Raw genomic sequence first — 24,775 nt, 5'->3', positions numbered from 1 at the left:
ACTGTTTCTCATCCGCAGGTGTATCGTATTCGCCTTTTGCAGGCACCGCGCCTGTGGCTGATACGTGAGGTAGTTGAGTTCATGTCCTTTACCCGTCGACAAATACTCGGTGGTCTGGCCGGTCTTGTGGTGGTTGGCGTGGGGGCCGGTGGCGCGTCGCGTTACTGGCTGGGCAAGATGGCCGACGCTGAGGCCGGCCACGACTATGAGCTGATCGCCGCCCCGCTGGACGTCGAACTGGTGGCCGGGCACAAGACCGAGGCCTGGGCGTTCGGCCCCTCGGCGCCGGGCACTGAGTTGCGCGTGCGTCAGGGCGAATGGCTGCGGGTGCGCTTCATCAACCACTTGCCAGTGGCGACCACCATTCACTGGCACGGCATCCGTCTGCCGCTGGAAATGGACGGCGTGCCCTACGTGTCGCAATTGCCGGTACTGCCGGGCGAATACTTCGACTACAAGTTCCGTGTGCCCGACGCCGGCAGCTATTGGTATCACCCGCACGTGAACAGCAGCGAAGAACTCGGTCGCGGGCTGGTCGGTCCGCTGATCATCGAAGAGCGCGAGCCCACCGGTTTCAAGTACGAAAAGACCTTGAGCCTCAAGAGCTGGCATGTCGATGAAGAAGGCGCTTTCGTGCCGTTCAGCATTCCTCGTGAAGCGGCCCGTGGCGGTACGGCTGGGCGCCTGTCGACCATCAATGGCATCTCGCAAGCAGTGATCGACTTGCCTGCCGGGCAGATCACCCGCGTACGCCTGCTCAACCTCGACAACACCCTGACTTATCGCCTCAACATCCCCGGCGTCGAAGCGCAGATCTATGCGCTGGATGGTAATCCCATCGAACCGCGCCCACTGGGCAAGGAATACTGGCTCGGCCCGGGCATGCGCATTTGCCTGGCAATCAAGGCTCCGCCGGCCGGCGAAGAACTGTCCCTGCGCAACGGTCCAGTACGCCTGGGCACCTTGCGCTCAGTGGCCAATACCGACGCGCCGACCGAGTGGCCGCCGGCACTGCCCGCCAACCCGGTGGCCGAGCCAGACCTGGCCAACGCCGAGAAACTCAACTTCAATTTTGAATGGGTGGGCTCGGTGTCGGTCAACGTCGACAATGGCAAGCCGCCCAGCCTGTGGCAGATCAACGGCAAGGCCTGGGATATCACCGACAAGACCTGCGCCGACCGACCGATTGCCAAGCTCGAAAAGGGCAAAAGCTATATTTTCGAATTGAAAAACATGACTCAGTATCAGCACCCGGTCCATTTGCACGGCATGAGCTTCAAGGTTATTTCTTCGAACCGGCACAAGGTTATCCCGTACTTCACCGACACTTACCTGTTGGGCAAGAACGAGCGCGCGCAAGTGGCGCTGGTGGCGGATAACCCGGGCGTCTGGATGTTCCACTGCCATGTGATCGACCACATGGAAACCGGCCTGATGGCCGCCATCGAGGTGGCGTGATGCGTCAGATACGCCCCGCGGCAATTATCGACCGCAGCCGTGATCGTGATTTCATGCGCGAAGCCCTGGCCCTCGCCGCCGAAGGCGCGGCGCTGGGTGAAGTGCCGGTGGGTGCTGTGCTGGTGCAGGACGGTGAAATCATCGGGCGCGGTTTCAATTGCCCGATCAGCGGCAATGACCCCAGCGCCCACGCCGAGATGGTCGCGATCCGCGCCGCCGCCCAGGCCGCCAGCAACTATCGCCTGCCGGGCAGTACGCTATACGTGACGCTGGAGCCGTGCAGCATGTGCGCCGGGCTGATCGTGCATTCGCGGATTGCGCGGGTGGTGTATGGCGCGCTGGAGCCCAAGGCCGGAATTGTGCAGAGCCAGGGGCAGTTTTTTACCCAGGGCTTTTTGAATCACCGGGTGCTGTACGAAGGCGGGGTGTTGGCCGAGGAGTGCGGGGCGGTGTTGAGCGAGTTCTTCAAGGCCCGTAGGGCCAAGCCAGCGGATTAGGCGGCGACAGGTAGGCCGCCTTGCCCGCGAAGCTTTTACTTGCGGGCAACAATCACCGCACGCATCGGCGCCGGCAGCCCTTCGATCGTTTTGCTGTGATCATCCGGATCAAGGAAATCGCTCAACGACTGATACTTCATCCATTCCGTCCCGCGTTGTTCCTCGACCGTGGTCATGCTCACATCCACGCAACGCACATCGCTGAACCCGGCGCGACGCAGCCACAGCTCCAGCGCCGGCACCGACGGCAGGAACCAGACATTGCGCATCTGTGCGTAACGGTCTTCCGGCACCAATACCTGTTGTTGATCGCCTTCGATCACCAGCGTCTCCAGCACCAGTTCACCGCCCTTGACCAGGCAATCCTTCAGCGCCAGCAAATGCTCGATCGGCGAACGACGGTGGTAAAACACGCCCATGGAAAACACGGTGTCGAACCCTTCCAGATTCGGCGGCAGGTCTTCGAAAGGGAAGGGCAGGTGCCAGGCATTGGGCTCGGACAGGTAACGCTGTACGGCCTGGAACTGGCAGAAGAACAGCCAGTTCGGATCGACACCAATTACGCTGTCGGCACCGGCGCCGAGCATACGCCACATGTAATAGCCGTTGCCGCAGCCGACATCGAGGATGCGTTTGCCCTTCAGGTCCAGATGCGGAGCCACTCGGGACCATTTCCAGTCCGAGCGCCATTCGGTGTCGACATGCACGCCGAACAGGTCAAACGGCCCTTTGCGCCAAGGAGACAAACCCATCAGCGCGGTGCGCATTTGCGCGCGGGTTTCATCGTCGCAATCGGTGTCCAGCTTAAGGCCGTTCAACAAGTCGACTTCGCTCGGCTGGATCTTCGGCAATGCATCCAGTGCGCTCTGCCAGCGCTCCAGGTCGCCGTGACCTTTTTCCATTTTCTTGTCGAGTTGCACTTGCAGGGTGTTGGCCCATTCGGCCAGCGGAGTACCGGCCAGACGGCGGGCGAGGGGGGACAAATCAATCATGGCAAGGCAATCAACGAGGCAAAGTTAAGACACTGGAACCACGGCACGACTTTCGAGAAACCGGCGGCCAACAGGCGTTCGCGATGTTCTTCGAGGCTGTCGGGCTTCATGACATTTTCGATGGCGCTGCGCTTCTGGGCGATTTCCAGTTCGCTGTAGCCGTTGGCGCGTTTGAAGGCCACGTGCAGGTCAGTGAGCAGCGCGTGTTCTTCGGGGTCATTGAAGCGCAGCTTCTCCGAGAGAATCAGCGCGCCACCGGGCAACAGCGATTGGCGGATGCGCGCGAGCAGCGCGGTGCGCTGGTCCGGGGCGATGAATTGCAGGGTGAAGTTCAGCGCCACCACCGAGGCCGGCTGAAATTCCAGGGCAAGGATGTCGCCTTCGATCACTTCCACCGGCAGCAACTCCTGGAACATCGAGTCCTGGCCGTTGAGGTATTCGCGGCAACGCTCGACCATGGCAGCGGAGTTATCCACAGCGATGACGCGGCAGCCGTCGGTGCGCACGTGGCGGCGCAAGGCCTGGGTCACGGCACCCAGCGACGAGCCCAAATCGTAGAGCACGCTGTTTGGCTGAGCGAATTGCGCGGCGAGCACGCCGAGGTTTTCAACGATGGTCGGATAACCCGGCACCGAGCGCTTGATCATGTCCGGGAACACCCGCACCACGTCCTCGTTAAAGGCGAAGTCAGGCACCTGGGCCAAAGGCTGGGCGAAAAGGCGATCGGATTCTTTGCTCACGGCGGTTCCAGCGGTGTAGGTGGAAAAGGCCGGCATTTTAGCCAACTTGGCGCGGGGATGCGCGGGTTTGCTGATAAACCGCCGGACTAACCTCGGTTAACGCAGAGACATGCTGTTGTGGCGAGGGAGCTTGCTCCCGCTCGGCTGCGCAGCAGTCGTCATCCGGTAAGTGGGTTTTGTCTGGGAAGTTGGTGTCGCCTGGGTTGGGGCTGCTTCGCAGCCCAGCGGGAGCAAGCTCCCTCGCCACAGGATTCAGCGCGGTTTCTGGGTGAACGCCGCCGCCGCAATCCCCCATTGCCCCAGCCAGTAACTCAGGATGATCACGTAAGGCGCGGCATGAAATGGCATCACAAACCGGTTAATGCCAATCACGCTGTCAGAACACACAAACGCCACCGCGCCCGCCGCAGCCAGCAGCGTCGAGCGTTTGGGCACATCGGTGCCGAGTCGGGCCAGGGCGCGCCAGAGCATGGCGCTGATGGCCAGGCCGTAGACGATCACCGGGACCAGCAGCGGCCCCAAGCCATTGGAAATCAGAATCCCCAGCAGCACGGCACCCACGCCGAAGGCGAGGATCAGCGGCAACACAGCCAGACGCCGGCAATCACTCAAATAAGCCTTCAGATACGCCAGATGCGCGAGCAAAAATGCTCCAAGTCCAAACACGAACAAGTCTTGCGGCCATGCCAGCAACACATCGCCGACCAAGGAGAAAATCAAACCCAGGCTGATCCAGCGTCGATACTCGCTGGGCGGTGCATCGTGCAACCAGCCGAGCAGGGCCAGCACAGGCATCGGTTTGACCAGCAGGCAGAGCAGCGCGGCATGCACGCTCAGGCCATACACAAAGGTCACCGCGCCCATCAGCGCCAGAATCAGCCAGCCCACGATCAGTTAACCGCGATGGCGCAGTCGAAGGTTTGCACCGCCGGTACTTCCGGTGCCCACGGTTGTGAGTAAGTCAGCCGCAGGCGGCCAGTGCCGGTGGCGAAGGCCTGGAAACGCCAGGTCGAGACGCCGGCACTGCCGACGATCCCGGCGTCTTCCGGGTTGCTGTAAACCTCGGGGCTGAGCGCGCGCAACACACCACCGGCTGAATCCTGGATCGCCCAGCGGTAACCCGTGGTCGGGTTGCTTGGCAGCGTCAGGATCAGGGTTTGCCCGTTGTGCAGTTTCGCCGGGCATTCGCTTTGTTTTTCCACGGTCAGGTTCTGTTTCGGTTGCGAGGCGCAAGCACTCAGCAGAGCAAGGGCGAGGGGGACAAACAGGCGAGTGGGGGACATAAGATCAGCGGCTCCGGCGTTCACGACGAACGGCGAGCATAACTGAAGATGAGACAAATTGTGACGGCCGCCCATTAGGGATGATCGGGCGCGGGAGGTGGGTAATGCCCGTCAGTCAAGTGCAGTCCATGTGGGAGCGGGCCTGTGGCGGTGCGGCATTCCGACAAGCCCCCTCGCCACAGGCCCGCTGCCAGTGGGTTTAGAGTGTGCCGAAAACTTTCTTCGCCAAACTGGTCGCCGCTGCCGCAGGGTTCTTGCGAATGGTTTCTTCCTGTTTGCCAATCATCTCGAACAACCCGTTCAACGCCTGCTCGGTGACGTAGCTTTCGATGTTGGCATTTTTCGCATCCAGCACACCCAGCGTCGCGGCTTGCCCGGCGAATGCGTTGTATTGCTGAGCCAAACCCACCTGGTCGGTGGCTTGCTTGACGATCGGCAAGAACTTGGTACGGATCTGTTCGCGGCTGGTTTTGCTCAGGTACTGAGTGGCCGAATCCTGGCCGCCGCTGAGAATCCCCTTGGCATCTTCCACGGTCATCTTCTTCACCGCATCCACCAGAATCGGCTGAGCCTGCGTTACCGCCGCTTCAGCTGCCTTGTTCATGCTGGTTTCCAGTTGATCGACCTGATCGCCCATGCCGAACTGTTTCATTTTCTTGGCGACCTTGCCCAGTTTTCCCGGCAGTTCGATTTTCACGTCCGGGTTGTTGCTGAAGCCGCCGGGTGTGCCCAGTTGTTTGACGGCCAGCTGCGCGCCTTGGGTCAGGGCGTCCTTGAGCCCGCCGGTGGCGTCTTGTTGCGACAGGTCACTGAGTGACAGTGCCAGGGCGTTGGCGCAGATCATCAAGCCTGCGCACAGGCCGGCGAAGCGAAGGGTAGGGCGGAGCATGGTGGCTTCCTTGTTCGTAAATAAGGTTGGGAACGATGTTGAAATTTAGTCGGTTTGCGCCGCCGTCGCGACTTGGTCCGCCGCATCTTCACTGCGATGCAGTGCCACCTGACGGATCGACAAGCGAATCTCCGCTGGCAGCACCCGCTTGGCGGCGCCTTCGGCCAGTTCACCCAGCAGTTCGTGGTAGCTCAGCTTGCCGGCTTCGTCGCGGCGCAGCACGTCGAGGTCCAGCATTGTCTGGATGAAATGACGGAACAGGCTCTTGTCGAAGAACTCCGGGGCGTTCAGGCCGTGGAGGATCGACAGGCGCTGGGCCATGACGGTGCACAGGTCTTCCAGTTCTTCGGCGCTGATGCTGTTCTGGCCGCTGTTGAGCAGCAGGGAAACGGTCATGTAGAAGCGCTGCAAGGTCTGGGCAATGCTTTTCGACAGCAGCGTCAGCAATACGAAATGCCGCGAACTTGGTGCCGGGCGCAGGTACACGTCCTTCTCGAAACGCAGCAGGCCTTGCTCGACGAAGGCTTCGAGCCACTGATCGATCACGCCATCGAGTTCGTCCAGTGTCCAACGAATGAACAGCTCCGATTGCAAGTACGGGTACAGCGCACGGGTGTAGCGCAGGATCTGCTCGCGGCTCATGCGCGACGCGCTCTGGAAGAAACTCGCCAGCAGCGACGGCAACGCGAATATGTGCAACACGTTGTTGCGGTAGTAGGTCATCAGGACGGCGTTTTGTTCGTCCAGGTACAGAATCTTGCCCAGCGCATCGTTCTGCTCAGACAGCAGGTTCATGTCCTTCACATGTTCGATCAGCGCGCGGCCGTCACCGTCCGGCAGGGTGGTGTGCGGCGAGTAGGGAACCTTGCGCAACAGCGCCAGATACAAATCGAGCACCCGCGCCATGGCGCGATCGTCCAGGGCCAGGCGGCTGGTGGACAGCAGCGCCAGGGCTACCAGATTCACCGGGTTGATCGCCGCCGCTTCGTTCAGATGCTGCGCGACTTTCTCGCCAAGGCGGTTGGTGGTCTCGTTGAGCCAGGCCGGTTTGAATTGCGGGCCGTGTGCCTGTTGGCGCCAGTCTGGCTGTTCGCTGTCGAGGAACTCCGCCAGTTTGATCGGCTCACCGAAGTTCACCGCGACCTGACCGAAACGCTGTTTGAGCGCGCCGATGACTTTGAAGATGTCGAAGATCGACTCTTTCTTCTTGCTCGCGCCACGCAATTCGCCGAGGTAGGTGCGGCCTTCCAGCACGCGCTCGTAACCGATGTACACCGGCACGAACACGATCGGCATGCGCGACGAACGCAGGAAGCTGCGCAGCGTGATCGCGAGCATCCCGGTTTTCGGTTGCAGCATGCGCCCGGTACGCGAACGGCCGCCTTCGACGAAGTACTCGACCGGGAAACCTTTGGTGAACAGAGTGTGCAGGTATTCGTTGAACACCGAGGTATAGAGCGGATTGCCCTTGAAGGTGCGGCGCATGAAGAACGCACCGCCGCGACGCAACAGACCGCCGATCCCCGGCATGTTGAGGTTGATCCCTGCGGCGATGTGCGGCGGGGTCAGGCCGTTGCGGAACAGCAGATAGGACAGCAGCAGGTAGTCGATGTGGCTGCGGTGGCAGGGGACGTAGATCACTTCGTAACCCGGGGCGACCTTTTGCACGCCTTCGATGTTGTTGACCTTGATCCCGTCGTAGATCTTGTTCCAGAACCAGCTCAGCACCACTTCCATGAAGCGGATCGCGGTGTAGGTGTAGTCGGAGGCGATTTCGTTACCGTAGCGCAAGGCCTGGGCCTTGGCTTTTTCCGGGGAGATGTTTTCGCGCTCGGCTTCGTCGAGGATCGCTTGCTTGACCAGCGGCTGGTTGAGCAGGCCTTTTACCAGGTTACGCCGGTGGGAAATGTCCGGGCCGATCACCGCGGCTTTCAGATTGCGGAAGTGCACCCGCAGAATCCGCTGGGCCATGCGCACCGTGCGCTCGTGGCCCTTGTTGTGTTCGATCAGTTCGCGCAGATGGATCGGCGCCGAGAACTGCACCCGGGTCTTGCGCCCCAGCACGATGATGCTCAGCAACCGGCGCAACCGCCCGGTGACCGCCCAGCTGTCGGCGAACAGCAGCTTCCATGGGCTCGACTCGCTGTCTGGCGACTGGCCCCAGAACACGCTGACCGGAATGATCTGCGCGTCTTCGGCGGCGTTCTGGCTCAGGGCGCTGACCAGACGGGTCAGGGTTGGCGGCGCACCGCGTTTGTCCTGACGGCCGAGCCAGTCGGGATCCGGTGTCAGGTAAAAGAACGCGGCGGGCTCCACCAGCGCACCCACCGCTACCGGCAATACCGGACGGGGCAGGCCGGCCTTGCTGCATTCGGTATCGACCACGGCAAGGTCGGTCAGCGAAGGATTTTGCAGGACGTAGAACACCGGCCGGCTGCGGTCGAGGTTAAGGGTGAACGACGACTGGTTGATCGTCTCTGAGCGAACCCAGAGGTACAGCAGTCGGCGCAGGGTGCCAAACACAAGACGGCGGAACGGGGAACGGGTCATACGGCTTCTGCGTGAGTGAATAAAACCGAGCAGTTGCTCGGGCGGGCGATAGTGTGCCGGATTCATCGAAAATCGGCAAAAAAGCAGCGAAGTAAACTCCTGTTGAGAGTTTTCGCACCTGTCATATACTCGGCGGTCTGTCGCCGAGGCCCTTCAATGGACGTCGGATGCAGGCTGACGTTCCTCAAGGCTTTCCTGCGAAAAGCCCATTCAATAATAAAAAGGGAGTATGAACAGATGGCAACACGCGAAACCGGCAACGTGAAGTGGTTCAACGACGCCAAGGGTTATGGCTTCATTCAGCGCCAGGACGGGGTGGACGTGTTCGTGCACTACCGCGCGATCCGTGGCGAAGGGCATCGCTCGCTGACTGAAGGTCAGCAGGTTGAATATGCGGTGGTGGAAGGGCAGAAGGGATTGCAGGCTGAGGATGTTGTAGGTCTGTAAAGCTTAAGATCAAAAGATCGCAGCCTTCGGCAGCTCCTGCAGAGGGACACAAAACTCTGTAGGGGCTGCCGAAGGCTGCGATCTTTTTCGTTTTACGCGGTTTTCCAGGTGATCTCTTCTTCACCATCGACGCTGATGCGAATCCAGCGATCTGCCGTTTCCTCACCTTCTTCCTCGACCCAGCTACCCGGCGCACAACGCACTTCGACGTTCAATGCGGCAAATGCAGCGCGGGCGCAAGCGATGTCGTCTTCCCATGGGGTCTGGTCGCTTTCCAGGTACAGGCTGTTCCATTTGCCTACGGCTTTGGGCAGCCAGGTCACTGGCACGCTACCAGCCTTGCACTTGTAGGTCTGGCCTTTCTGAACCCAGTCGGTGCACGGGCCTAGAGCCGCGCCGAGCCAGGCCGCGATGGCTTTGTGATCGACGTCGGCGTCTTTCAGGTAAATCTCGATGTCCGGTTGGCGCATGGATGTCCTCACTGCGGGTCTGAAAAATCCATTCGCGGATTTAGCCGGCCTTGAGCCTTTACTCAAGACCAAAAATTAAAGTTGTTCTCTAACTGCTACTGCAGAACGAAATAATCGTAGCGCATCGAAACGGTGACCTCGAACGGTTCCACTTGTTCAATGACTGCTGTCCGGCGTTCGGCACTGGCGCGCCAGCCGTGGGGTGTCATCGCCAAGAGGTTCGCGCGATCCTGACCATTGACCAGCGTCAGTTTGAATTCCAGGGTTTCGCTGTGTTGCAACGCCATGCCTTCCGGCACCAGCGCCAGGTGCTTGTCGTCGGTGTACTCGCGCACCTCGTCGTACAGCCGCTCACGCAATTCCATCAGATGGCCGCTGGTCGGCCCGACTTTCATCAAGCCGCCACCGGGGCTGAGCAGACGTTTGGCTTCTTCCCAGTCCAGCGGGCTGAACACGCTGGCCAGAAACTGGCAGCTGCCCGAGGCCAATGGCACCCGCGCCATGCTGGCGATCAACCAGGTCAGCGCAGGGTTGCGTTTGCAGGCGCGTTTGACCGCTTCCCGTGAAATGTCCAGGGCATAGCCATCGGCGTTGGGCAAGGCTTCGGCGATTTGCGCGGTGTAATACCCCTCGCCACAACCGATGTCCAGCCAGCGCTGCGGCGCATAACCGGCCGCCAGTTCCGCCAGACGCTTGGCCACCGGCGCGTAATGGCCGGCGTTCAGAAAGTCGCGACGGGCTTCGACCATCGCCTGGTTATCCCCAGGGTCACGGCTGTTCTTGTGCTGCACCGGCAGCAGGTTCAGGTAACCCTGTCGTGCGCGGTCGAAACGGTGCCCGGCGGGGCAGGCCACGCCGTTGTCCACCGCGTTCAGCGGTTCGCTGCAGATCGGACAGGCGAGCATCAGGCGAGCAACTTGATCAGGGTCTGGTAGTAGATTTCGGTCAGCACGTCGAGGTCGGCCGCCAGTACACGCTCGTTGACCTGGTGGATCGTCGCGTTGACCGGGCCCAGTTCAACCACTTGGGTGCCCATGGTCGCGATGAAGCGCCCATCTGAAGTGCCGCCGCTGGTGGAGGCTTTGGTGTCACGACCAGTGATGTCCTTGATGCTCGCCGACACCGCGTCGAGCAGCGCGCCCGGCTCAGTGAGGAACGGCAGGCCGGACAGCGCCCAGTCGATGTGCCAGTCCAGGCCATGCTTGTCGAGAATGTCGGCGACGCGCTTTTGCAGGCCTTCGACGGTGGACTCGGTGGAGAAGCGGAAGTTGAATACCGCCACCAGATCACCCGGAATCACGTTGGTCGCACCGGTGCCGGAATTGACGTTGGAGATCTGGAAACTGGTCGGCGGGAAGAAATCGTTGCCGTGGTCCCAGTGCTCGGCGGCAAGTTCGGCGAGCGCCGGGGCGGCGAGGTGGATCGGGTTCTTCGCCAGGTGCGGATACGCCACGTGGCCCTGCACACCGCGCACGGTCAATTTGGCGCCGAGGGAGCCGCGACGGCCGTTCTTGACCACGTCACCCACCAGGGTCGTGCTCGACGGCTCGCCGACGATGCACCAGTCCAGACGTTCCTTGCGGGCGGCAAGGCGCTCGACCACAGCCTTGGTGCCGTGATGGGCCGGGCCTTCTTCGTCACTGGTGATCAGGAACGCGACCTTGCCCTTGTGATCCGGATAGTCGGCAACGAAACGCTCGGCTGCCACGGTCATGGACGCAAGGCTGCCTTTCATGTCTGCCGCGCCACGGCCGCAGAGCATGCCGTGTTCGTCGATCACCGCGTTGAACGGATCGATCTGCCAGGCCGCCACCGGACCGGTCGGCACCACGTCGGTGTGACCGGCGAAGCACAGCACCGGACCGTCATGTTTGCCGTGGGTCGCCCAGAAGTTATCCACATCTTCGATGCGCATCGGCTCCAGCATAAAACCGGCATCGCCCAGGCGCTGCATCATCTGCTTCTGGCAATCGGCGTCGACCGGCGTCACGGATGGACGGCGGATCAGGTCGATGGCGAGTTGAAGTGTCGGCGAAAGGTCGGCGTGGGCCGTCATGTAAGAACTCCGAGGTGCGCACGGTAAACATGCAGGAGCTGCCGAAGCAGCTCCTACCGAGTTTGTTGGCATTGAAAAAGGCGATCATTCTAAAGCAAAACGGCGGCCCGAAGGCCGCCGTTTGACGTTATCTAATAACGGATTACGCCGGTACCGGCGCAGCTTCTACCGAAGGTTTGGGCAGCGACGACAGGAACGCCATGATCAGCGCCGCCAGGTACGGCAGCGACTGCACCAGCAACATGGTCACCCAGAAGCGCATGTCGTTGCTGGGTATACCCTGCACCAGGAAGATCCCCAGTGCCGCGCCCCACAGCAGCAGCATGATGAACAGCTCTTCGCGAGCCTCCGAAATCGCCACCCAGAAGCCGTGGTTATCGGCATTCTTCGGTGTGCGGAAGAACGGAATGCTGCTGGTGAAGAAACCGTACAGCACCGCTTTGGCGATGGTGTGCGATAACGCCAGCCCGGCCAACGCGGCGCAGAAGGCGTCTTTCAGGTTGACCCCGACCGCGCGGCGGTACAGGAAGATGATCTTGCCCACCTTGAACACGAACAGCGCCAATGGCGGGATCGCGAAAATCAGCAGCGGTGGATCGACCCGTTGCGGCACGATGATCATCGCCGCCGACCACAACAGCGCGCCGACGGTGAAGAAGATGTTCATGCCGTCCGCCACCCACGGCAGCCAGCCCGCGAGGAAGTGGTAACGCTGGCCACGGGTCAGCTCGGTGTCCTTGCCGCGCAGCAGGCTGGCGGTGTGACGCTTGATGATCTGAATCGCGCCATAGGCCCAGCGGAAACGCTGTTTCTTGAAGTCGATAAAGGTATCGGGCATCAGGCCTTTGCCGTAGCTGGTGTGGTAGTACGCCGCCGACAGACCTTTTTCGAACACACGCAGGCCCAGTTCGGCGTCTTCACAGATACACCAGTCGGCCCAGCCCAGTTCCTCGAGCACCGAGCGCCGGGTCATGGTCATGGTGCCGTGCTGGATGATCGCGTCACGGTCGTTGCGGGTGACCATGCCGATGTGGAAGAAGCCTTTGTATTCCGCGTAGCAGAGCTTCTTGAAGGTGCTTTCGTTCTGGTCGCGGTAATCCTGTGGCGATTGCACCACGGCGATTTTCGGGTCGGCGAAGTGCGGCACCATGTGCTTGAGCCAGTTCGGGTCGACGCAGTAGTCCGAGTCGATCACCGCAATCACTTCGGCATCTTTGGCGGTATGGGGAATCAGGTAATTCAGTGCGCCACCCTTGAAGCCGGCCAACGGTGCGACGTGGAAGAACTTGAAGCGTGGGCCAAGAGTTTCGCAATAATCACGCACCGGTTCCCAGACCGCCGGGTCCTTGGTGTTGTTGTCGATGATCAGGACTTCGAAGTCCGGATAGTCGAGGTTGGCCAGCGCGTTGAGGGTCTGTTTGACCATCTCCGGCGGCTCGTTGTAGCACGGCACGTGAATCGACACCTTCGGTCGGTAGTCTGATTCGCCCACCACGGGCAGGAATTCACGCCGGCGTTTGTGGGTCCAGACCGCTTCGGCCAGTTCATGGGCTTCCGTCAGCAGAACGATAAACACCCCGAGTGCACCGAGGGCGAGGAGGAAGCCTACCGTCAGGCTGAACCAGGTGCTGTATTGCTGGCTGTAGTCGTAACCGATCCATACCAGCACCGAACCGCAGAGGAACGCGATAAAGGTCAGGAAGGTACGACCACGTTGGCGCAGGGCCGAGCCGTCGATCATCAGCAAGGTCAGGGACAGCAGGGCCAACACGGCAGAGCCGATCGCCAGCACACGCCATTGCGGGATCGCGACCACCGGGCCTTCGAAGTTGAATTTCTGCTGGCGCGCGGCGTTGAACACGCCCCAGTACGCGCCTACCGAGCCTTCGTCAGTGGCCTTCCACGGTTGGTCAAATGCTTCGATCACGAAGTAGTTGAAACCCTGGCGGTTAAGCTTGTTGACCAGTGTGCGCAAGTAAATGGCCTGGTCCGCCGGCGACGCATCGGCGCCACCGCGCATACGGCCGTTGCTCGGCCAGCCGACTTCGGAGAGCAGCAACGGTTTTTTCGGGAACATCTTTTTCAGGTCACGGGCGCGGTCGAGAACGAACTGGCCGGCCTTGTCCACAGGGATGAACTCCCAGTAGGGCAGAACGTGAGCTGCGATCAGGTCGACGTGCTTGGCCAGTTCCGGGTGTTCTTCCCAGACGTGCCACTGTTCGGAGGTGGTGACTGGAACCTTAACGGCTGCGCGCACGCGATCCAGGATCACGCTCAGCTCGGCAGCAGTGATTTCCTTGCGGAAGATCGCCTCGTTACCGACCACGACGCGAACCACGCTGCGGGAGGTGTTGGCCAGTTGGATGGCGCGCTGAATCTCGCGCTCGTTGCGCTCCTGGTCCGGGCTGATCCAGATCCCCAGGGTTACCCGCAGGCCGAACTCTTCCGCCAGTTTGGGAATGTCCTCCAGCGTGCCGTCGACCGAGTAGGTCCGGATGTTGTCCGTCAGCTTGCTCATGATCTCCAGGTCGCGACGCATTTCATCGTCGGTCGGATACTGGTCTTTCTGCGGGTACTGGCCTTGTTGAAACGGCGAGTACGAGAAGCCGGAGATCTGTTCAGGCCAGTTGGGGGCGGAGACCGGGCGATTGACCAACGCCCAGAAACCGGTGAACAAGGCGGCGATTGCTAGAACCACTACCAGGTTGAGTCCAAATTTACGCGATGACATAGCTTTTTCGGGTTCCAAAGGCTGTGGAACGAAGGAACGGTTGGCGGCCGGCTGCCAGGTGGCAGGGGCGCGCATCCTACACTGGAGGTTCTCTGACCGTACAGCGAACAGGGAAACGCACGACATTGGGCAGTCCAGGTCGACTTAAGTTCTTTGACCAGAGCGTTGTAGTCCAATTCCGATCAATTTTTTGTCAATTAAAGCAGTCGACACCGCCGTTCATAGTGCAAAGATGCTCTTGGCCGCCGACAGCCCTATAATGCGCGCCGGTTTTTGGGGTAATGGTCATGAGTACAGAAGATCCGCGGTTTGCTGGTATCGCCCGCTTGTATGGCATTGAAGGCATGGAGCGCTTGCGCGCGGCCCATGTGGCGATCGTCGGCGTCGGTGGTGTCGGTTCCTGGGCGGCGGAAGCGGTTGCCCGGTGTGGCGTGGGCGAGATATCGCTGTTCGACCTGGACGACGTCTGCGTCAGCAACGTCAACCGTCAGCTGCATGCGCTGGACAGCACCGTCGGCAAGCCCAAGGTCGAGGTGATGGCCGAGCGCCTGCGCGGGATCAACCCGGACTGCACGGTGCATGCGGTGGCGGACTTCGTCACCCGCGAAACCATGGCCGAATACATCACGCCGAACATCGACTGCGTGATCGACTGCATCGACAGTGTCAACGCCAAGGCGGCGCTGATTGCCTGGTGCAAGCGGCGCAAGATCCAGATCATCACCACCGGCGGCGCGGGAGGGCAGATCGACCCGACGCTGATCCAGGTCTGCGATCTGAATCGCACGTTCAACGATCCGCTGGCGTCGAAAGTGCGCTCTACATTGCGCCGCGACTATGGCTTCTCCCGTACCGTGACCCGTCACTACAGCGTGCCGTGCGTGTTTTCCACCGAGCAACTGCGCTACCCGAAACCCGATGGCAGCATTTGCCTGCAGAAGAGTTTTGTCGGGGACGGCGTGAAGCTCGACTGCGCCGGGGGCTTTGGCGCGGTGATGATGGTGACGGCGACGTTTGGCATGGTCGCGGCGACCAAGGCTGTGGATAAGATTGTGGCGGGCGTGCGGCGTCCGGCGGATCGGATCAAACCTCAGGTTTAATGGTTGTGGTTCGATCGTTCCCACGCAGAGCGTGGGAACGATCAGTGCGCTAGCTCACGCATCCGCTGCAACACCGCATTCAAGCCATTGCTACGGGACTGGGACAACTGGCGACCCAGCCCCAGCTGACTGAACCAATCCGCCAAATCCACCTGTTGCAACTCAACTGCGGACAACCCGTTGACCCGCGCCAGCAGCAACGCCACCAACCCGCGAATCAATCGCGCATCGCTGCTGGCGCTGAATTGCCAGTGCCCGTCCTGCAACGTGCCGACCAGCCAGACCTGGCTTTCACAGCCATGCACGCGGTTGGCGTCGACTTTATCCACATCGCTCAACGCAGGCAGACGGTCGCCCCACTGCATCAACAGCCGCGCCCGCTGTTCCCAGCTCGCCGCCTGCTGAAACGTGTCCAGCGCTGTAATGGCATCGACGGGCAAGGTCATCGCAACAACTCCAGGGCCTGATCCAGTGCTTCGAAAAAGCGCTCAAGGTCTTCGGAATTGTTGTACAGCGCCAACGACACCCGAATCGCCCCGGCCAGTTCAAAGCTTTTGAGCAACGGCATGGCGCAATGATGACCGGCGCGCACGGCGATGCCCTGTTCGGTCAGCAAATGCGCCAAATCAGAGTTATGCACACCCTCGACGACAAAACTGGCCAGCGCCAGCTGCGGTTTGCCCAGCAGGCGAATGCCGTTGCGCGCTTCCAGGCCTTTGAGCAGATAGTCATGCAGCGCCGCTTCGTGGGCGGACACGGCGTCTTGATCCAGCCCGGTCAAGTAGTCCAGCGTTGCGCCCAGACCGATCACACTGGCGATCGGCGGCGTACCGGCCTCGAACCCCAGCGGTGCGGACCGAAAGCGAGCATCGTGGTAGTTGGCGTCCAGCACCATTTCGCCGCCGAACTGCCAGGGGCGCAGCTGTTGCAGCGCTTCGTTGCGTCCGAACAGCACGCCCAGGCCATCGGGGCCATAGAGTTTGTGGCTGGAAAACACGTAGAAGTCGCAGCCCAGTGCCTGCACATCGTGCCGACCATGAACCACGCCTTGAGCGCCATCGACCACGGTCAGCGCGTTGTGTGCCTTGGCCATCGCCAACAGCGCGGGCAACGGTTGCCAGGCGCCCAGCACGTTGGACAGCTGGCTGACCGCCAGCAAACGGGTTCGCGGACCGATCAACTGCGCGGCGACATCCAGGTCGATCAAACCATCGACATTCAGCGGCAGGATCACCAGCTTCAGGTCGCGACGGTGGGCCAGTTGCTGCCACGGCAACAGGTTGGCGTGATGCTCCAGAGCGCTGATGACAATTTCATCGCCTGGATTGAAAAGGTGTTCCAGGCCATAGGCCAGGAGGTTCAGCGCGGAAGTCGCACCGTGGGTAAAGATAATCTGTCCGCAATCGCCGGCATTGAGCCATTGTGCAACTTTGCGGCGGCTGTCCTCGAACGCCTGGGTGGCATGGGCGCCAGGCAAGTGTTGCGCCCGATGCACGTTGGCCGCGCCGTTGGCGTAGTAATGCGCCAGGGCATCCAGCAGGGCTTGAGGTTTTTGCGTGGTGGCGGCGTTGTCCAGATAGGTCTGGTCTTGCCGTTGCAGTGCGGCGATGGCCGGAAAATCGGCGCGCCAGGGAGAAGGAATCATCATGTTGTTCGGCCCTGGTGACATGGGCGGGTGTACGCCTGACCTTGCAGGAGCGAGCGATGCGGCGCTCCTACAAGGTGATCGTTTGACGCTCTGCTTAGTTGTGAGCGTGCAGCGCTTCGTTCAGTTCGATGGCCGACTTGTGGGTTTTGCACTCCACGGCACCGGTTTCCGAATTGCGACGGAACAACAGGTCAGGTTGACCGGCCAATTCACGGGCCTTGACCACTTTGACCAGCTGATTCTTTTCGTCGAGCAGCGCAACCTTGGTACCGGCTGTCACGTACAGGCCCGACTCAACGGTGTTGCGATCGCCCAACGGGATGCCGATACCGGCATTGGCGCCGATCAGGCAGCCTTCGCCCACCTTGATCACGATGTTGCCGCCACCCGACAGGGTGCCCATGGTCGAGCAGCCGCCGCCCAGGTCCGAACCCTTGCCGACGAACACGCCAGCCGACACGCGGCCTTCGATCATGCCCGGGCCTTCGGTGCCAGCGTTGAAGTTAACGAAACCTTCGTGCATCACGGTGGTGCCTTCGCCCACGTAGGCGCCCAGACGAATACGTGCCGCGTCAGCGATACGCACGCCGGCCGGTACCACGTAGTCGGTCATTTTCGGGAACTTGTCCACCGAGAACACTTCCAGCAGCTCGCCGCGCAAGCGGGCTTCCAGTTGATGCTCGGCCAGTTCGGACAGGTCGATCGCACCCTGGCTGGTCCAGGCCACGTTCGGCAGCAGCGGGAAGATCCCGGCCAGGTTCAGGCCGTGCGGCTTGACCAGGCGGTGGGACAGCAGGTGCAGCTTGAGGTAAGCCTCAGGCGTGGAGCTCAGCTGTGCGTCTTCGGCCAGCAGCGTGGCGACCAGCGGCTTGTGGCTCTCGGCCAGACGGGTCAGCAGCGCAGCTTGTGCAGCGTCGACGCTTTTCAGCGCTTCAGCCAGTTGCGATGCCTGAGCAGTGCTGAAGGCGATGGCCTGATTGCCTTCGGTGTAGCCCAGAACCGGTGCAATGGCAGCGACCAGTTCGGCCGACGGATTGAGCAGTGGCTGCGCGTAAAACACTTCCAGCCATGCGCCTTGACGGTTTTGAGTGCCGACACCAAAGGCCAGGCTGAACAGGGTAGTGGACATGTTGATACCTCTAACAAAATGGAACGGGCTGCCTTACTTGAGTGCGGCCGCGTAGATATCTGGCTTGAAGCCAATCAGGGTTCTGTCACCGAGATCGAGCACCGGGCGCTTGATCATCGAGGGTTGTGCGAGCATCAGTTCGATGGCTTTCGGCTGGTCGAGATCGGCTTTGCGTTCGTCGTCGAGCTTGCGAAAGGTCGTGCCTGCACGGTTCAACACCACTTGCCAGCCGTGCTCCTCGCACCATTGGGTCAGGTGTTCACGGTCGATTCCGACCGCTTTGTAATCATGGAAGTCATAGCCGACAGCGTGTTCATCGAGCCAGGTGCGCGCCTTTTTCATGGTGTCGCAGGCTTTGATGCCGAAAAGGTGCAACGTTTTGCTTGAAACGGTCAAGGAATTGCCCCCTTTGCAGGTGCTGAAAATAAAAGGTGACGGATTATGCCATGACCGGACGGTTTCGCGTCGGCTGTGGTCGGGTTTGTCTTTTTGTCTTGGCAATCGACTGTTCTATGCGACATAGGTGCAACGATCGGCCTGCAGTCTAAGCCGCTAATATGGCACTTCAATGCTGTCGATTGCTCGTGAACCGCGCTTTATGCGCGATTTTGAGTGTACGGCCGTTTGCCCGCAGCTTTGAGTAGCTGACGAGCGAGCGCTTGCGTCGAGACCTGACGGTTGAAGCAGCATTGGCTGGGTTTTTTATTGACGGTGTGGATGAAGTATAAGGCTCTACAATGTGTAGCTTTATATTGACTGTCAGAGGCAGCTTATCCACCCCTGACAGTGTTTGGGTTTATCTCCCGCTGTAAATTTCTGTCATCAGCTTTACGTCGTTTGCAGATAAGCGATTGTTACGCGCTATCGCTACACCGTCGAGAGTAAGTTCAGCCTGGATAGGGTAGTGCATGATTGAGGTGCGGTCATAAGGCGATGTTCGGGTTTTTGGTTTTTCCAATTTTTTTAACAGGTTGGAATAGATCTCCTCTCTTGACCATTTTTGTGTTCGGCTCATGAATTCGTAAACGGCAGTTTCGTTCCAATTAATATTGGCGTCTGGATGTTGATGTTCGTGTTTAAGCCCAAGAGCGTGACCAAACTCATGCAGCACGTTACCGAAGAAAACTTGATTTAGTCCTTGCCATTGCAAATTCATGGTCGGTTCATCTTTCGGTACAAGCAGTGCGTCAGTGCCAACAACGGACCAATTCCCTGAATGGAAGTCGTCAGATATCCGGATATCACCCTCTGAACCTTCGACGAAAAGGATGCGAACGTCAAAGACGGCAGGTATCCATTGGTGGATTGCTCCTTGTGTGGCCTCGATGAACCAACGGTTTGTGCTCAGAAAAGCCACTTTTAGTGTCCGACCTTTTTTCCAGAATTTGGTGTGGTCGCCTACAGCGCGTTTTTGTCGGCCTCCTGGTATTGTCTGGGGCGCGTTCGCTAGGTCTTCATTGATTGCCGCATCATAAGAAGCCTGAATATTATCGGGCTCAATGCACTTGCATAAGTTCATACTCGTCATCCTTGTGAGTGTGTTGTTTGAGGTCTCCGTTATTGGAGAAGCATTGGTTTGTTTATCTATGTGATTTTGTTTTGGTCTAATGTTCAGGCGGGTTTTATAGTGTGTGTTGCTTGGTGTCGTCAATTGGCGAGCGAAAGGGATATGTAAGTTTGTTTTTGTGGGGGGAGGGTGTTGTTGTGTGTGCTGGGTGTGGAGGTGTTATTAAATAAATGGCTTGGCTGATGATGCTCCGCACTACATTGCATAGTGCGGAGCTTTTATGAGTTATTTATTGCGTGTAATAAACGCGCGAATTCGCTCTGCGGCTTCAATGCATTCTGCCAACGGTGCAACCAGCGCCATACGTACTCGGCCTGCTCCGGGGTTTGAGCCGTTCACTTCGCGAGACAGGTAAGACCCTGGTACGACCGTCACGTGTTCCTCGGCAAACAGATCCCGGCAGAACGCCGCGTCGTCGCCATTTACGTTTGGCCACAGATAGAAACCGCCATCCGGGCGCTGCACATCCATCACCGGGCTGAGGATTTCCAATACCGCATCGTATTTCTCACGGTACAGCGCACGGTTGGCCCGCACATGCACTTCGTCGTTCCACGCGGCAACGCTGGCCAGTTGCGTTTGAACCGGCATCGCACAGCCGTGGTAAGTGCGATACAGCAGGAAACCCTTGAGGATGTCTGCGTCGCCGGCCACAAAGCCCGAACGCAGGCCTGGCAGGTTGGAACGCTTGGACAGGCTATGAAACACCACGCAACGCTTGAAATCTTTGCGGCCTAGTTCAACGCAGGCGCTGAGCAGGCCGGGTGGCGGGGTCTGCTCATCGAAGTACAGTTCGCTGTAGCACTCGTCAGCGGCGATCACGAAATCGTATTCGTCGGCCAGGGCGATCAGTTTTTTCAGGGTTTCAACCGGGATCAACGCGCCGGTCGGGTTGCCCGGCGAGCACAGGAACAGGATCTGGCAACGCTTCCAGATGTCTGGCGAAACAGCGTCGAAATCCGGGTTGAAGCCGTTTTCGTCAAGGCATGGCAGGTAATGCGGCTTGGCTCCGGCCAGGAACGCCGCGCCTTCGTAGATCTGATAGAACGGGTTCGGGCTGACCACCAGCGCGTCTTCACCACGGTTGACCACGGTCTGGGTGAATGCGAACAACGCTTCGCGGGTGCCGTTGACCGGCAGCACGTTGCGCGCGGGGTCGAGCCAGCCATTTGGAACGCTGAAACGGCGTTCGCACCATGCGGCGATCGCTTCACGCAGGGCCGGGATGCCGAGGGTGGTCGGGTATACGGCCATCTGATCCAGATTGCTTGCCAAGGCTTCGGCGACAAAGCTTGGCGAGCGATGCTTCGGTTCGCCGATGGACAACGCGATGGCGCGTTTGTCCGGGTTTGGCGTGACGCTGCCGAGCAGGGCGCGGAGCTTTTCGAACGGGTAGGGCTGCAACTGGTTCAGAGCGTTGTTCATGGGGGCCTCGTTCAATATGGGAGCGGGCCTGTGTGGCGAGGGAGCTTGCTCCCGTTGGACTGCGCAGCAGTCGCAAGCTTTTGGGGTCGCTTCGCGACCCAGCGGGAGCAAGCTCCCTCGCCACACAAGCCCGCTCCCACAGGGGGATTGGGTTGATTCAGATGCTGATGCGCGAATGTTTGATATCGGGTTCCTGGTTGACGCTCAGCTGTTTGACGATTGCATCCTGCAAGCGGCTGCACAGCAAGGGGTCGGACAGCGGCTGATTGTTGGCGTCGGTGATGAAGAACACGTCTTCCACGCGCTCGCCCAAGGTGGCGATCTTGGCGTTCTGCAGCGACAGGTCGAACTCGAGGAAGATCGTGCCGATCCGCGCCAGTAACCCGGGACGGTCGGGTGCGCTGAGTTCCAGCACGGTCACCGGACGCTGGGCATCGTTGTGGATTGTCACCTGTGGCGCAAAGGTAAAATGTTTGAGCTGACGCGGCACCCGACGCTGGATAATCGTTGGGTAGTTGTCCGGATTGCGCAGGGCTTCGGTCAGGCCTTCGCGGATCTGCTTGACCCGCGCCGGGTTGTCGCCGATCGAGTCGCCATCGGTATCGAGCACGATATAGGTGTCGAGGGTGAACTGGCTGCTGGAGGTGATGACCCGGGCGTCGTGAATGTTCAGGTTGAGCTGGTCCATCGCCGCTACGGTCACGGCGAAGAAGTCGTGCTGGTCCGGCGCATAAATGAAGATCTGCGTACCGCCCTCGAACTCGCGCTGGGTGGTTTCCTTGATCAGCACCAGCGGGCCGCCGTCGGCCGGCTGCTGCAAGATTGCATCAGTGTGCCAGGCTACGTCGCCGGCGGTGTGACGCAGGAAGTAGTCATCGCCCAGTTGTGCCCACAACTGCTCGACGTCGTCCGGGTCGGTGCCGCCGCGTACCAGAATGTCCAGCGCTGCGCTTTGGGTCTGGCGGATCTGTTCTTCGCGATCCACCGGGTTTTCCAGGCCGCGACGCAAGGCGCGCTTGGTCTCGGTGTAGAGCTGGCGCAACAGGCTCGCGCGCCAGGAGTTCCATAGCGTCGGGTTGGTCGCGTTGATGTCGGCAACGGTCAGCACATACAGATAATCGAGGCGGGTTTCATCGCCGACAATCTGCGCGAAATCGTGGATCACATGCGGGTCGGACAAGTCCTTGCGCTGGGCGGTGGTCGACATCACCAGGTGGTTTTGCACCAGCCAGACGATCAGGCGGCTGTCCCAGATCGGCAACTGATGGCGCTGGCAAAAGGCTTCGGCGTCCACTGCGCCGATTTCCGAGTGGTCGCCATGCCGGCCCTTGCCGATGTCGTGGTACAGGCCGGCCAGGTAAATCAACTCCGGCTTGGGCAGTTTGGCCATGAGCTTGCTGGCCAGCGGGAATTTTTCCGACACTTGGGTGTACTGCAACTTACGCAGGTGCTTGATCAGGTTCAGGGTGTGCGCGTCGACCGTATAGATGTGAAACAGGTCGTGCTGCATCTGCCCGACAATAAAGCCGAACTCCGGCAGATAACGCCCAAGGATCCCGTAACGGTTCATCCGCCGCAGGTTGCGGTGGACGCCGATCTTGCACTTGAACAATTCGATGAACAGGCTGGTATTGCGAATATCGTTGCGGAAGTCGTCGTCGATCAAATGACGGTTCTCGCGCAGCAGGCGGATGGTGTCGGCGCGTACGCCTTTGATCTCCGGCTGCTGGGCCATCAGCACGAAGATTTCGAGCATGGCGAACGGCGTGCGGCGGAACACATTGTTGTTGCGCGCCTCGATGTAGCCGTCGTGCAGCTGGAATCGCGAGTTGATCGGCTGGGGCGGTGCTTCGTCTTCGGGGGCCAGGATCACTTCTTCGAAGTGCTGGATGATCAAGTCGCTGAGCTGGGCAATGCTCATGACCACCCGGTAGTACTGCTGCATGAAGTTTTCGATGGCGTGCTTGGCGTCATTGCCGACGAAACCCAGCAACCCGGCAATCGTGCGCTGGTGATCGAACAGCAGGCGGTCTTCGGCGCGGCCGGCGAGCATGTGCAGCGCATAACGCACTTTCCACAGGAATTCCTGGGACGAAGCCAGCAGGGCGTTCTCGCTCTCCACCAGGAAACCTTCGCCGGCCAGGGCCCGCAGATTGAGGGTGCCGTACTCACGACGGGCAACCCACAGAATCGTCTGGATATCGCGCAAGCCACCGGGCGAGCCCTTGACGTTGGGTTCCAGGTTGTACTCGGTGTCGTTGTACTTGTGGTGACGGGCTTTCTGTTCGGCGCGCTTGGCCAGGAAGAACTCCTTGCTGGGCCACATGTGTTCTGTGCTGGTCACGTCCAGCATGCGCTGGCGCAGGCGCTCGGGACCGGCAATGGTGCGGCTTTCCATCAGGTTGGTGATCACCGTCAGGTCGGCGCGGGCTTCCTCGGCGCATTCGTCAACCGAGCGAACGCTCTGGCCGACTTCCAGGCCGATGTCCCACAGCAACGTCAGAAAACGCTCGATTGAATCACGGAAAATTTCGTGGTCGGCGCCGCCCAGCAGGATCAGCAGGTCGATGTCAGAGTAGGGGTGCAACTCGCCACGACCGTAGCCGCCGACCGCGACCAGCGCGATGTCGGCTTCGAAGTTCCAGTTGAATTGCTCCCAGGCCTTTTGCAGGATGTTATCGACGAACCAGGCACGATCCTCGATCAGCCGGCGAATCTCCCGGCCGCTGCGAAACCGCTCGTCGAGCACTTCGCGGGCCTGACGGATCGCCTTCTTGAAAGCAGCGATAGGGCTTGCCTTCAGGGCCAGTTCAGCCTGGAACTGGCCGCGGTCGAAGAGTTCGGGATCCACCTGCGGCATCGATTGGCTTTCCTTTCTATAAGGCTGGGAACGGCGCGGGCGGGATCAGGCCGAAACGCGCGGGATGGTATCGTCGCTGCGCAGGGTGAAGATCTCGTAGCCGGTATCGGTCACCAGCAGAGTGTGTTCCCATTGCGCCGACAGCTTGCGGTCCTTGGTGATCGCGGTCCAGCCATCGCCCAGCACCTTGGTGTCGGCCTTGCCCTGGTTGATCATCGGCTCGATGGTGAAGGTCATGCCGGCTTTCAGTTCCATGCCGGTGCCGGCGCGGCCGTAGTGCAGGATCTGCGGTTCTTCGTGGAACACCTTGCCGATGCCGTGGCCGCAGAACTCGCGAACCACCGAGAAACCGTTCTTTTCCGCGTGCTTCTGGATCACTTCACCGATATCGCCCAGGCGGCAGCCGGGTTTCACCAGTTCGATGGCCTTGTACATGCATTCCTGTGTCACCTGGGACAGACGCTCGGCCCAGACCGGCACGGTGCCGACGTGGAACATGCGGCTGGTATCGCCGTGGTAGCCGTCCTTGATCACTGTGACGTCGATGTTCAGCGTGTCGCCATCCTTCAACGGCTTCTCGTTCGGGATGCCGTGGCAGACCACGTGGTTGATCGAGGTGCAGATCGACTTCGGAAAGCCCTTGTAGTTGAGCGGGGCAGGAATGGCTTTCTGCTCGTTGACGATGTAGTCGTGGCAGATGCGGTCCAGCTCTTCGGTGGTAACGCCCGGCTTGACATAATCGGCAATCATTTCCAGCACATCGGCGGCCAATTTGCCGGCGATCCGCATTTTTGCGATGTCCTCTGGGGTTTTGAGGGTGACGGTCATACAGGCTCTCTCTGCGCTCAATGGCGCCTTCTAAAACGAAATGGGCATTGCGCGAACGATCGTCGCGGCCCTGAAAAACGCAATTCTACCAGACGATCAGGGCAA

22 protein-coding genes are annotated in these 24,775 nt (G+C 60.1%); 4 read left to right on the top strand and 18 right to left on the bottom strand.

Annotated features, from left to right (window positions below; all coding sequences use genetic code 11):
- Positions 1-81: 81 nt before the first annotated feature.
- Together PGR6_RS23110 and tadA are read left to right on the top strand one after the other, a co-directional pair.
- Positions 82-1,458: a multicopper oxidase family protein gene (locus PGR6_RS23110; RefSeq protein WP_064620084.1), complete on the top strand. Its 1,377-nt coding sequence runs from the start codon at positions 82-84 to the stop codon at positions 1,456-1,458.
- On the top strand, positions 1,458-1,955 hold the full coding sequence (tadA, locus tag PGR6_RS23105) for a tRNA adenosine(34) deaminase TadA (RefSeq protein ID WP_018927040.1): 498 nt from the start codon (positions 1,458-1,460) through the stop codon (positions 1,953-1,955). The genes PGR6_RS23110 and tadA overlap by 1 nt, the downstream gene beginning before the upstream one ends.
- A gap of 35 nt (positions 1,956-1,990) precedes the next feature.
- Here tadA and cmoB read toward each other — a convergent pair whose 3' ends face one another.
- From cmoB to plsB, 6 genes are all read right to left on the bottom strand, one after another.
- On the bottom strand, positions 1,991-2,947 hold the full coding sequence (gene cmoB / locus PGR6_RS23100) for a tRNA 5-methoxyuridine(34)/uridine 5-oxyacetic acid(34) synthase CmoB (protein ID WP_007940467.1): 957 nt from the start codon (positions 2,945-2,947) through the stop codon (positions 1,991-1,993).
- A complete protein-coding gene (gene cmoA, locus PGR6_RS23095; protein WP_018927038.1) occupies positions 2,944-3,723 on the bottom strand; it encodes a carboxy-S-adenosyl-L-methionine synthase CmoA in 780 nt (259 codons plus the stop codon). The genes cmoB and cmoA overlap by 4 nt, the downstream gene beginning before the upstream one ends.
- Before the next feature lie 216 nt (positions 3,724-3,939).
- Positions 3,940-4,575: a lysoplasmalogenase gene (locus PGR6_RS23090; RefSeq protein WP_064620081.1), complete on the bottom strand. Its 636-nt coding sequence runs from the start codon at positions 4,573-4,575 to the stop codon at positions 3,940-3,942.
- A 2-nt stretch (positions 4,576-4,577) separates the two neighbouring features.
- Positions 4,578-4,970 (bottom strand): protease inhibitor I42 family protein, encoded by a 393-nt coding sequence (locus PGR6_RS23085; protein ID WP_018927036.1) that lies wholly within the window; start codon positions 4,968-4,970, stop codon positions 4,578-4,580.
- Positions 4,971-5,169: 199 nt separating this feature from the next.
- A complete protein-coding gene (locus tag PGR6_RS23080) occupies positions 5,170-5,859 on the bottom strand; it encodes a DUF4197 domain-containing protein (protein WP_007940472.1) in 690 nt (229 codons plus the stop codon).
- A 45-nt stretch (positions 5,860-5,904) separates the two neighbouring features.
- Entirely contained in the window at positions 5,905-8,409 is a 2,505-nt protein-coding gene (plsB, locus tag PGR6_RS23075) for a glycerol-3-phosphate 1-O-acyltransferase PlsB (RefSeq protein WP_064621350.1), read from the bottom strand.
- Positions 8,410-8,646: 237 nt separating this feature from the next.
- Between plsB and PGR6_RS23070 the strand changes: the two genes are divergently transcribed.
- The gene (locus tag PGR6_RS23070; RefSeq protein ID WP_007940478.1) at positions 8,647-8,856 is read left to right on the top strand and encodes a cold shock domain-containing protein; all 210 of its coding nucleotides are present in this window, start codon (positions 8,647-8,649) and stop codon (positions 8,854-8,856) included.
- 92 nt (positions 8,857-8,948) lie between these two features.
- Here PGR6_RS23070 and PGR6_RS23065 read toward each other — a convergent pair whose 3' ends face one another.
- The 4 genes from PGR6_RS23065 to PGR6_RS23050 all read right to left on the bottom strand — a co-directional run bounded on the left by PGR6_RS23065 (position 8,949) and on the right by PGR6_RS23050 (position 14,113).
- Positions 8,949-9,326 carry a hypothetical protein gene (locus PGR6_RS23065; protein ID WP_018927031.1) on the bottom strand — a complete coding sequence of 126 codons (378 nt, stop codon included), beginning with the start codon at positions 9,324-9,326 and terminating at the stop codon, positions 8,949-8,951.
- A 95-nt stretch (positions 9,327-9,421) separates the two neighbouring features.
- The gene (locus PGR6_RS23060) at positions 9,422-10,231 is read right to left on the bottom strand and encodes a putative RNA methyltransferase (protein ID WP_018927030.1); all 810 of its coding nucleotides are present in this window, start codon (positions 10,229-10,231) and stop codon (positions 9,422-9,424) included.
- Positions 10,231-11,382, bottom strand: a complete 1,152-nt coding sequence (gene dapE, locus PGR6_RS23055; protein ID WP_028939204.1) for a succinyl-diaminopimelate desuccinylase — start codon at positions 11,380-11,382, stop codon at positions 10,231-10,233. The genes PGR6_RS23060 and dapE overlap by 1 nt, the downstream gene beginning before the upstream one ends.
- A 142-nt stretch (positions 11,383-11,524) precedes the next feature.
- The gene (locus PGR6_RS23050) at positions 11,525-14,113 is read right to left on the bottom strand and encodes a glycosyltransferase (protein ID WP_064621348.1); all 2,589 of its coding nucleotides are present in this window, start codon (positions 14,111-14,113) and stop codon (positions 11,525-11,527) included.
- Between the two features lie 287 nt (positions 14,114-14,400).
- On the opposite strand from PGR6_RS23050, the gene tcdA reads away from it, so the two are divergent.
- Positions 14,401-15,213, top strand: a complete 813-nt coding sequence (tcdA, locus tag PGR6_RS23045; RefSeq protein WP_370741112.1) for a tRNA cyclic N6-threonylcarbamoyladenosine(37) synthase TcdA — start codon at positions 14,401-14,403, stop codon at positions 15,211-15,213.
- 41 nt (positions 15,214-15,254) lie between these two features.
- Here tcdA and PGR6_RS23040 read toward each other — a convergent pair whose 3' ends face one another.
- The 8 genes from PGR6_RS23040 to map form a co-directional block, all read right to left on the bottom strand.
- Positions 15,255-15,659, bottom strand: a complete 405-nt coding sequence (locus tag PGR6_RS23040) for a SufE family protein (protein ID WP_064620073.1) — start codon at positions 15,657-15,659, stop codon at positions 15,255-15,257.
- A complete protein-coding gene (locus PGR6_RS23035) occupies positions 15,656-16,861 on the bottom strand; it encodes an aminotransferase class V-fold PLP-dependent enzyme (RefSeq protein WP_064621347.1) in 1,206 nt (401 codons plus the stop codon). Before PGR6_RS23035 ends, PGR6_RS23040 begins: the two co-directional genes overlap by 4 nt.
- 94 nt (positions 16,862-16,955) lie before the next feature.
- Positions 16,956-17,990, bottom strand: coding sequence for a 2,3,4,5-tetrahydropyridine-2,6-dicarboxylate N-succinyltransferase (gene dapD, locus PGR6_RS23030; protein WP_064620069.1), 1,035 nt, complete (start codon positions 17,988-17,990; stop codon positions 16,956-16,958).
- A gap of 33 nt (positions 17,991-18,023) precedes the next feature.
- Positions 18,024-18,386, bottom strand: coding sequence for an ArsC family reductase (locus PGR6_RS23025; protein ID WP_064620065.1), 363 nt, complete (start codon positions 18,384-18,386; stop codon positions 18,024-18,026).
- 400 nt (positions 18,387-18,786) lie between these two features.
- Complete coding sequence (locus PGR6_RS23020; protein ID WP_177343103.1) at positions 18,787-19,509, bottom strand: M12 family metallopeptidase; 723 nt, start codon at positions 19,507-19,509, stop codon at positions 18,787-18,789.
- 273 nt (positions 19,510-19,782) lie between these two features.
- Complete coding sequence (gene dapC / locus PGR6_RS23015; RefSeq protein WP_064620059.1) at positions 19,783-20,982, bottom strand: succinyldiaminopimelate transaminase; 1,200 nt, start codon at positions 20,980-20,982, stop codon at positions 19,783-19,785.
- Between the two features lie 157 nt (positions 20,983-21,139).
- Complete coding sequence (locus PGR6_RS23010; protein WP_064620056.1) at positions 21,140-23,842, bottom strand: [protein-PII] uridylyltransferase; 2,703 nt, start codon at positions 23,840-23,842, stop codon at positions 21,140-21,142.
- A gap of 45 nt (positions 23,843-23,887) precedes the next feature.
- Entirely contained in the window at positions 23,888-24,670 is a 783-nt protein-coding gene (map, locus tag PGR6_RS23005; RefSeq protein WP_018927020.1) for a type I methionyl aminopeptidase, read from the bottom strand.
- Positions 24,671-24,775 lie beyond the last annotated feature (105 nt).

It is taken from the genome of Pseudomonas sp. GR 6-02 (assembly GCF_001655615.1).
Taxonomy (GTDB): domain Bacteria; phylum Pseudomonadota; class Gammaproteobacteria; order Pseudomonadales; family Pseudomonadaceae; genus Aquipseudomonas.
Note: the sequence above shows the minus strand (reverse complement) of the source record. Positions and strands in the feature narration are given on the sequence as shown.